This window comes from Vibrio paracholerae, from assembly GCF_037672085.1.
In the GTDB taxonomy this organism is placed as follows: domain Bacteria; phylum Pseudomonadota; class Gammaproteobacteria; order Enterobacterales; family Vibrionaceae; genus Vibrio; species Vibrio cholerae.
The window spans coordinates 1,114,179-1,122,576 of the sequence record NZ_JBBHLM010000001.1; the positions used below are offsets into that span (position 1 = coordinate 1,114,179).

7 protein-coding genes are annotated in these 8,398 nt (G+C 47.9%); 2 read left to right on the forward strand and 5 right to left on the reverse strand.

Translation table 11 applies throughout. From position 1 onward, the window contains the following. Positions 1-560: 560 nt before the first annotated feature. Positions 561-3,269, forward strand: coding sequence for an HTH-type transcriptional regulator MalT (gene malT / locus R4537_RS05260; protein ID WP_071178901.1), 2,709 nt, complete (start codon positions 561-563; stop codon positions 3,267-3,269). A gap of 65 nt (positions 3,270-3,334) precedes the next feature. On the opposite strand, the gene R4537_RS05265 is transcribed toward malT, so the two are convergent. Then, a complete protein-coding gene (locus R4537_RS05265) occupies positions 3,335-3,691 on the reverse strand; it encodes a YibL family ribosome-associated protein (RefSeq protein ID WP_071178902.1) in 357 nt (118 codons plus the stop codon). A 279-nt stretch (positions 3,692-3,970) separates the two neighbouring features. Here R4537_RS05265 and R4537_RS05270 point away from each other — a divergent pair, with 279 nt between their 5' ends. After that, complete coding sequence (locus R4537_RS05270) at positions 3,971-5,632, forward strand: methyl-accepting chemotaxis protein (protein WP_071178903.1); 1,662 nt, start codon at positions 3,971-3,973, stop codon at positions 5,630-5,632. A gap of 106 nt (positions 5,633-5,738) precedes the next feature. Here R4537_RS05270 and R4537_RS05275 read toward each other — a convergent pair whose 3' ends face one another. The 4 genes from R4537_RS05275 to R4537_RS05290 all read right to left on the reverse strand — a co-directional run bounded on the left by R4537_RS05275 (position 5,739) and on the right by R4537_RS05290 (position 8,231). Next, positions 5,739-6,686 carry an NAD(P)-dependent oxidoreductase gene (locus R4537_RS05275; RefSeq protein WP_262359484.1) on the reverse strand — a complete coding sequence of 316 codons (948 nt, stop codon included), beginning with the start codon at positions 6,684-6,686 and terminating at the stop codon, positions 5,739-5,741. Between the two features lie 42 nt (positions 6,687-6,728). Next, on the reverse strand, positions 6,729-7,448 hold the full coding sequence (locus R4537_RS05280; RefSeq protein ID WP_000533704.1) for a YebC/PmpR family DNA-binding transcriptional regulator: 720 nt from the start codon (positions 7,446-7,448) through the stop codon (positions 6,729-6,731). A gap of 87 nt (positions 7,449-7,535) precedes the next feature. Further along, complete coding sequence (locus R4537_RS05285; RefSeq protein WP_071178905.1) at positions 7,536-7,745, reverse strand: DUF3283 family protein; 210 nt, start codon at positions 7,743-7,745, stop codon at positions 7,536-7,538. Positions 7,746-8,033: 288 nt separating this feature from the next. Beyond that, positions 8,034-8,231 (reverse strand): PA3496 family putative envelope integrity protein, encoded by a 198-nt coding sequence (locus R4537_RS05290; RefSeq protein ID WP_000026548.1) that lies wholly within the window; start codon positions 8,229-8,231, stop codon positions 8,034-8,036. Positions 8,232-8,398 lie beyond the last annotated feature (167 nt).

Consider the following 8,398-nt stretch of genomic DNA (forward strand, 5'->3'; position numbering starts at 1 on the left):
TTGGTTCTAATCCATCTGAGCCCTATCCTGCCTCTACGACTTTTGCAAAACATCCTCCCACTTTTCTCATCAATTGGGAGGAGGAGCCAAGGCGTAGAGGCGCAGGAGACCGGTAGTGAGTGATCTAGCTCCCATCAATGCGCCGTTCAGCCAGAGATAGCAGTGATTCGGATCACACCACCTGCCGATTAACCATAGCTAGGCTTTATGAAAAGTCAGAAAACGAGCCATCACTCATTTGCCCACTCTGCTAAATAGATCACAATAATTTCTCAGTTGTTACCCATTTTTCACTAAATAGCGTAGAGGCTTAAGCAATATGGTCCGTTTCAAAAAGATTGATTAGTGATAAGAATCACAAATATAGGGCGTAGTAACGTGCGAAACGTGAAGAAGACAAAAAACTCAGTATGGATCAATAAACGCACGGAATGACTTCAAGTAACATTCGCCCATCTGAGTGTGATGCGCCTCGCGTATTCACCTCCCCTTAGGCTTGGAACTTGCGTTTCAAGTTAAAAGAGCATGAGGCTCTGACAAAAATAGACGAGAGAAAGAAGATGTGGATCCCTTCGAAACTGACTCGCCCGGGACGTTTGCATAACGCCATCGTCCGCCCCCGTGTGCTGGATTTATTACAACACGCCACCTGTTATAAATTGGTGCTGTTTCGTTCCCCCGCCGGCTATGGCAAAACCACCATGGCCGCGCAGTGGCTTGCCGACAAGCCTAATCTGGGGTGGTACAGCATTGATGATAGCGATAACGATCCGTTCCGCTTTATGAACTACCTGCTGCAAGCGATTAATAAAGCAACCCATAACGCCTGCCCCAATGCGCAAAAATTGGCAGAGAAGCGTCAGTTTTCGTCATTGCATTCGCTGTTTAGTGAAGTGTTTGCCGAGATGGCCGACTACCACGGCGAATGTTATGTGGTGCTGGACGATTACCACCTGATCCATGATGAAACCATTCACGAAGCGATGCGCTTTTTCTTAAAGCACATGCCCGATAACTTAACCTTGGTGGTCACCAGCCGTTCAACCCCACCTTTGGGTACGGCTAATCTGCGCGTGCGTGATTTAATGATTGAGATCGGCAATGAGCTTTTGGCTTTTGATACCGAAGAGACGACCCGCTTTTTCAACCAACGCGTTTCCGATGGGATTGATGCGCTGACGGCGAATCACCTACGCGATTATGTGGAAGGTTGGCCTTCTGCGATGCAGCTCATCGCTCTCCAAGCGCAGCATCAGCACCGCACGCTCGCTCAAACCATCGAATCAGTTTCGCACTTTAACCATGCGCATCTTTGGGATTATCTGGTCGAAGAAGTGTTTGATCTGCTCGACGATGAAACCCGCTATTTCTTGATGCAGTGTTCGGTACTCGATCATTTTGACGATGCATTAGTCAGCAGCTTAACAGGGCGCGATGATGCACTGGCAATGATTGAGTCACTTAACCGCTTCGGGCTATTTATCTCACCGCTGGAAGGGGAAACTAACTGGTATCGCTTCCACAATCTGTTTGCTGAATTTTTAGCGCACCAACGTCAAGCGCGCATTCCGCAGCAAGAGCAAGATTTGCAACGCGCCGCCGCCAAAGCGTGGTTAGAAGCCGCGGCACCTCATCAAGCACTGCGTCATGCTCATTTAGCACAAGACACTGAGCTGCTGGCGAGCATTTTGAGCCAATATGGTTGGAAAATGTTTAACCAAGGCGAACTCGAAGTGTTGGAAGCGGCGATCAATCAACTCTCGCCGACCCAACTGTACCGCGAGCCTAAATTGTGCATGTTGCAAGCTTGGCTGGCGCAGAGCCAGCATAGATACAATGATGTCGGCGCACTGCTTGCCAAAGCGGCGAAAGAGATGAAAGCGCTCAACGTTGAACTCTCCACCAAAGAGCAAGGCGAATTTAACGCGCTGCGTGCCCAAGTCGCGATTAACCAAAACGAACCAGAAAAAGCGCTGGAACTAGCTGAACTCGCGTTAAGCCAGTTGGATCACACGACCTATCGCAGCCGCATTGTCGCGACCTCTGTCGTCGGTGAAGTGAACCACGTATTAGGTCATCTCAGCCGTGCGCTCTCCATGATGCAGCAGACCGAGAAACTGGCACGCCAATATCAGGTATATCACCAAGCTTTATGGGCACTACTGCAACAGAGCGAAATTCTACTGGCGCAAGGGTATGTGCAAGCGGCTTACGAAGTTCAGGATAACGCGTTTAAGTTGATTGAAGAGCAGCAACTGCATCAAGTACCGCTGCATGAATTTTTGCTGCGGATTCGCGCGCAAATTTTATGGTGCTGGAACCGCTTAGATGAAGCCGAACAAGCCGCTTATAAGGGGCTGAGCGTGCTAGAAAACCATTCGCAAAGTAAGCACCTGCACTGTTACTCGATGCTAGCCAGAATCACTATCGGGCGTGGTGAATTGGATAAAGCAGGACGCTTTATTGAACAGATCCAGCACCTCCTCAAGCAATCGACTTACCATGTGGATTGGACGGCGAATGCATCCCTCTCTTTGCTGCTTTACTGGCAAGTCAAAGAAAACAGTACCGAGATCCGTCAGTGGCTACAGTCCAGCACTCGGCCGGATAAGGCGTGTAACCACTTCTCCCAATTGCAGTGGCGTAATATCGCGCGCGCACAAATCCAACTCGGTGAACTCAGCGAAGCGCGCCATACCTTGGACTTTATTCAAGAGCAAGCGCAAGAATATCAACTCGTCACCGACACCAATCGTAATTTGATTGTAGAAGCGCTGCTTGCCATCACCGAAGGAGATGATCTGCAAGCCTGCGATAAGCTCAAACAAGCACTGCGCCTCACCAATCAAACTGGCATGATAGGTAATTTCTTAATTGATGGCAGCAAGATTGGTTACCTGCTTGAAAAGCTGGTGCAAAGAGGTGAGCTAGGGGATTTGGAACGCCATCGTGCCCACCTGCTGCTCAAGGAGATCTCCACCACTCAGCGCAGCCGCTCGATTCATTTTGATGAAGAGTTTGTCGAAAAGCTGGTGAATCACCCGAACATTCCAGAGCTTGTGCGCACTAGCCCACTCACGCAGCGTGAATGGCAAGTGCTTGGGCTCATTTACTCCGGCTTCAGTAATGAGCAGATTGCCCATGAGTTGGATGTGGCAGGTACCACCATCAAAACCCACATTCGTAATCTGTATCAGAAGCTCAATATCGCCAACCGCAAAGAAGCGGTACAAACGGCCGAGCAGCTATTGCAGTTGATGGGCTACTAAATTGACCTGACAAACACAAAAGAGCCAGCAAACGCTGGCTCTTTTTATCTCAATGCTTTGTGTGATCAAAAAGGCTTAGGCGCAAACCCAGTCATCACTTCGACACGCAATGCTTTACCGATTTTGGTGGTCGGATGCACGATCACTAACCCTTTCACCGACTTTTTCAGCTTACCTAAATCCGCTTGCTCAAGCTTAGTCAACTCACGAGAGAAAGGCATATCGGTAATCGTTTTACGCATTTTATTGAGATCGTAATCTTGCTTGCCTTTCACGCTATTCAAACGCTTAGTCAAGGCTTCTAATTCATCGGTAAACTTGCTGACCATCTCTGAATCGGCACGACTTTTTGCGGCATCCAACTTACGGCGGCAAGTATCGATGCGATTGTTGAGTTGTTGAATATCGGTTTTAAGGTTCATGATGGTCGCTCTATCGAACTGAAAGGGCGCAGAGTATAGCACGCTCTCTTTGCTTATACTCAAACATCTTCCGTTACTCACTACACAATATCCCTTTTTGAACTAGGCTTATTAATAAAGTTCTCATATACCCAAACGACTTGGAGTTGCAGATAGGTGGCAAGCCAGTTGATCCCCATGAGCATAAGCAGACGATGTGATTGGGGTAAACGGACTTAGCCAACACCGCTACCGCTTCAAAGAGGAAGGGGACAACAACTAACGAAGTGAGCCACGACTATGAGCCTGACGATTCGACAACGCCTGTACATCCTTTCTTTGGTGCCTTTACTCACCATAGCATTAAGTATGATGTACGTTACCTTCAATGAAACCAGCAAGCTTAGCCAGGAGCAGATGCGCAATACCCGTGAAGCAATGATGGAAATGAAGCAAACTGAGCTGAAATCCTATTTACAAATCGCGGATACCGCGCTGAACGCTTTAAAATCACGCCAAGCACCTCTAGAAGAAGCTTTAGCTATCCTTCGTGAAATCGAATTCGCTAATAGTGGCTATCTATTTGGTTATGATTCAAAAGGTACTCGCCTGTTATTGGGGAAAGCCACAAACGGCTTAGGCGATAACTTTATCAACATGCAAGACACCCAAGGCAACTACCTGATTAAGGATTTGCTGAAGAATGCCAAATTAAACCAATTCACGACCTATTATTTCCCCAAACCCGGAGAACAGACTCCCTTACCTAAACTGAGTTATTCTGTCTATCTCCCGCAGTGGGATCTCACTATAGGGACCGGTTTTTACACTGACGATGTCGATGCCGAAATTGCAAAGATGGAAGCTCGCACAGAGGAGCAGCTAAAACGAGGACTGTATACATTGGCTGGCATTACGCTGCTCATTGTCATTCTGGTTAGCGTGATGGCAATAATGATTAACCGAAGCATCATGCGCCCACTGGAGCTGTTTGATAATTCCATTAGTTCATTTGCCAGTGGCGATGCGGATTTAACCGCGCGCATGGAAAAATTCACTGTTCCTGAATTTCATAAATTGAGCCACAACTTCAACCGTTTTGTAGAGAGCTTGCAAAACATCATTAAACGGGTCAATCAAGTTGGACAGCAAGTAGTGGAAGAGACCAACGCCATGAGCCAACGAGCCACTCAAGTTGACCATTTGGCGTCGAATCAGAGAGAAGAGACCGAACAAGTGGCCACCGCGATGACCGAGATGACGACAACCGCTCAAGAGATCTCTAACAACGCGAATAATGCCGCGCAGTCAGCCAAAGATGCCGAAGATAATGCGACCGACGTTCATAACATCGTTAATGCGGCAGCTCGCTCAGTCCAAGCCTTAGCAGAAGAAGTCGCTGATGCGAGCAGCGTTATTGCCAAACTTGAAGGCGATGTCAATAACATCACTAGCTCATTGGCCGTGATTCAAGATATTGCCGAACAGACGAACCTACTCGCCCTCAACGCAGCAATTGAAGCTGCGCGCGCGGGAGAGCAAGGTCGCGGGTTTGCGGTGGTCGCCGATGAAGTCCGTAAGCTTGCTAGCCGCACCCAAGAGAGTACTCAGCAAATTCACACAATGATCCAACAGTTGAAAGCGGGCTCAGACGCGGCCGTAAAAGCGATGGAATCGAGCCAACAGCGCAGCATTACTACCGTGCGTGAAGCCAACGCGGCGGCCGAAGCACTCCAAAAAATCCAAGCGTCAATTGGCACTATTATGGATATGAACGCCTTAATCGCGACAGCAACCGAAGAGCAGAGCATTGTCGGACAAGAGATCTCACAGCGTATTGTGGTAATTTCTGACCAAAGTAGCGAATCGGCGGATTTAGCGAACCAGAACCGTCAAGGTAGCCAGACATTAAATGGACGAGCTCACGAGCTGTATGAGCTGGTGGCGCGCTTTAAGGTGTGAGTTGTTTACAGTGTAAATTGAACCGCTATACCACAAACTGCACCAAGGTCACTGATGACTCAAAGCGCCTCTCACACTGAGGCGCTTTTTGTGGTCAGCATGGCTATTATTTCTTAGCAGCGTCTTTTACCGCTTGAATCAGCACGGAAGTATCCATACGACCTAACCCCTGCTCAGAAAGGCGCTGGTAAGCAGTCATAGTGTTTTCTGTCATCGGTAATCTCAGGCCTAACTGCGCGGCTTCATCCAGGCAGAAACCCAAATCTTTGATCATCCAATCAATCGCAAAGCCAAAATCAAACTTCTCTTGGCTCATGGTCAGCGCGCGATTTTCCATCTGCCAAGAGCCAGCCGCCCCATTTTTCAAACACGCCACCAGATTCGGGATATCTAAACCGGCTTGCTCTGCCAACATCAGTCCTTCAGACAGACCATTCAGCACACCTGCAATACAGATCTGATTGACCATCTTAGCGCGCTGGCCCTGCCCTGCCGCCCCCATCAAAACCGAAGAGCGCCCGTAAGCGGCAAAAATAGGTTGCATGTCAGCAAAGAGCGCTTCGTCGCCACCACACATGATGGTCAAGGCGCCATTCTCAGCACCAGCCTGACCGCCAGAAACAGGGGCATCCATAAAACGTAAACCCGCTTGCTGCGCCGCTGTTGACAACTCTTCAGCCAACAGTGCGGAGGTCGTGGTGTGATCGATCAATACTGCGCCCGGTTTCATCGCGGGAATAGCGCCTGTGGCTGCCGTGGTCATGCTGCGTACATCATCGTCATTGCCGACGCAAGTGAGTACTACGTCCGCGTTCTTGACACATTCCGCTACCGTTTCAGCATACTGTCCGCCAAACTGTTTCGCCCACGCCACCGCCTTCGCCTGAGTACGATTAAACACCGTGACCTCAAAACCGGCTTTTTGTAGATGTCCCGCCATGGGATACCCCATCACGCCTAATCCAATAAAGCTGACTCTCATCTTGTTCTCCTTATGATTTTTGTTTTTATACGCAAACGACTTGGTGCTGAAAGTAGGACGCTGATATCCCAAAATGAAAAAGCCGAGCTTTCGCTCGGCTTTTTAAGATAACGATTATTCGATATCCGCGTTGTGGTACACCTGCTGTACGTCATCGCAGTCATCCAGCATATCGAGGAACTTCTGGAATTTTTCTGCGTCTTCACCACTTACGACTGTGCGGTTTTGTGGAACGAAAGTGATCTCTTCCACATCCAGAGTCAGGTCTGGGAATGCTTCGTTCAGCGCGGTTTTTACTTTGAAGAATTCGGTGTTAGGTGCGAATACGGTGATCACGCCATCTTCTTGCTCGATGTCTGTCACTTCTGCGTCAGCCATCATCAACGCTTCAAGAATCGCTTCTTCATCATCGCCTTGGAATTGGAAAACCGCTTGGTGATCAAACATGTGTGCAACCACACCTGGAGTACCAATTTTCGCGCCTGTTTTCACGAAGCATTGGCGAACGTCCTGGTATGTGCGGTTACCGTTGTCGCTTAGACAGTCAACGATCACACTTGCGCCACCAGGGCCAAAACCTTCGTAACGTGCTGGTTGGTAATCTTCACCCGCACCACCGCTGGCTTTATCCAGTGCTTTTTCGATAACGTGTGCTGGTACTTGGTCTTTTTTCGCTTTCGTGATCAGATGACGCAGCGATAAGTTCATGTCAGGGTCAGTACCGCCGTTTTTCGCACAAACGTAAATCTCTTTACCGTATTTTGAGTAAACTTTAATCTTTGCGCCTTGAGTTTTCGCCATTGAGGCTTTGCGCACTTCAAAACTTCTTCCCATTGGGATGTTCTCTCTAATTCAATGTGTTGCGACGGATTTTATCAGAAGGCTTGCTGTTTGCAATTTGCCACCTGCAGAGCATAGACGCTACGCAACGCCCATCACTCTTTTGTACTTCTCTATCGACTGTTGAAACCACTGTTTTTCGCTTTCAGAAGCAATCTTGGCCATCTGCTTAGTGATCTCTTCCGGTCCCGCTTTTGCTTGCTTAAGTCGCCAAACAAGGTAAGAAGCTTGTTTATCAAGTTCTACTCTGTTTTTTTCTACCGCAGTCAGTAATGCAAGGTTGAAAGACATTAGTAAGCCCACAGTCAATAAAATCGTGGGGCGAAATATAACATAGGAATGCGGAAAATTAAGAGTCAAAATGTTGCTTTGGGTGCTTAAAATCAACTATACCCAAACAACTTGGAGTTGCAGGTAGGCGGCAAGAGAGTGAATCCCCATGAGCATAGATAAACTATGTGATTGGGGTGAGCGAACGTAGCCAACACCCCTTCAGCTTCAAGTAGGAAGGGTATAAAGCAATAAAAATAAGTAAGGGTGACCTAAGTCACCCTTCATCGATATCTGTGATACCAAAGGCTAGTGCAACAAACCCAGCTCTTTAGCTTCCTCGATAGTCAGGCCGCTTTCGCGTATCTCACGTAGCGTTTCAATACGGCGTCGAGCTTCCGCTGACTTCAAGTTTTTGGTTGGTCGCTGTGATTCAATTTCCTCAATTGAATCCCATTTGTTGGCAATGTTCGTCATGTCATCATGGTCAATAGAATTAATGGACATAAATACCTCCGAAAAACCATGCTAGGAACAACTAATCTGTAGCAAAGGCGCAGTGCTTTGTTAAGTAGATTTAATCCATATTGTGATTATGACAATACTTCAGAAATCCTATCAATAGAACTATAGATATTCTTTTTGATAATCCCCAAACTCACCGCTAAATTGGT

Bases quoted from the DNA above. Each gene is read 5' to 3' on its own strand.
- malT (WP_071178901.1), top strand. From the start codon at position 561: ATGTGGATCCCTTCGAAACTGACTCGCCCGGGACGTTTGCATAACGCC.
- R4537_RS05290 (WP_000026548.1), bottom strand. From the start codon at position 8,231: ATGTCCATTAATTCTATTGACCATGATGACATGACGAACATTGCCAAC.
- R4537_RS05280 (WP_000533704.1), bottom strand. From the start codon at position 7,448: ATGGGAAGAAGTTTTGAAGTGCGCAAAGCCTCAATGGCGAAAACTCAA.
- R4537_RS05285 (WP_071178905.1), bottom strand. From the start codon at position 7,745: ATGTCTTTCAACCTTGCATTACTGACTGCGGTAGAAAAAAACAGAGTA.
- R4537_RS05270 (WP_071178903.1), top strand. From the start codon at position 3,971: ATGAGCCTGACGATTCGACAACGCCTGTACATCCTTTCTTTGGTGCCT.
- R4537_RS05265 (WP_071178902.1), bottom strand. From the start codon at position 3,691: ATGAACCTTAAAACCGATATTCAACAACTCAACAATCGCATCGATACT.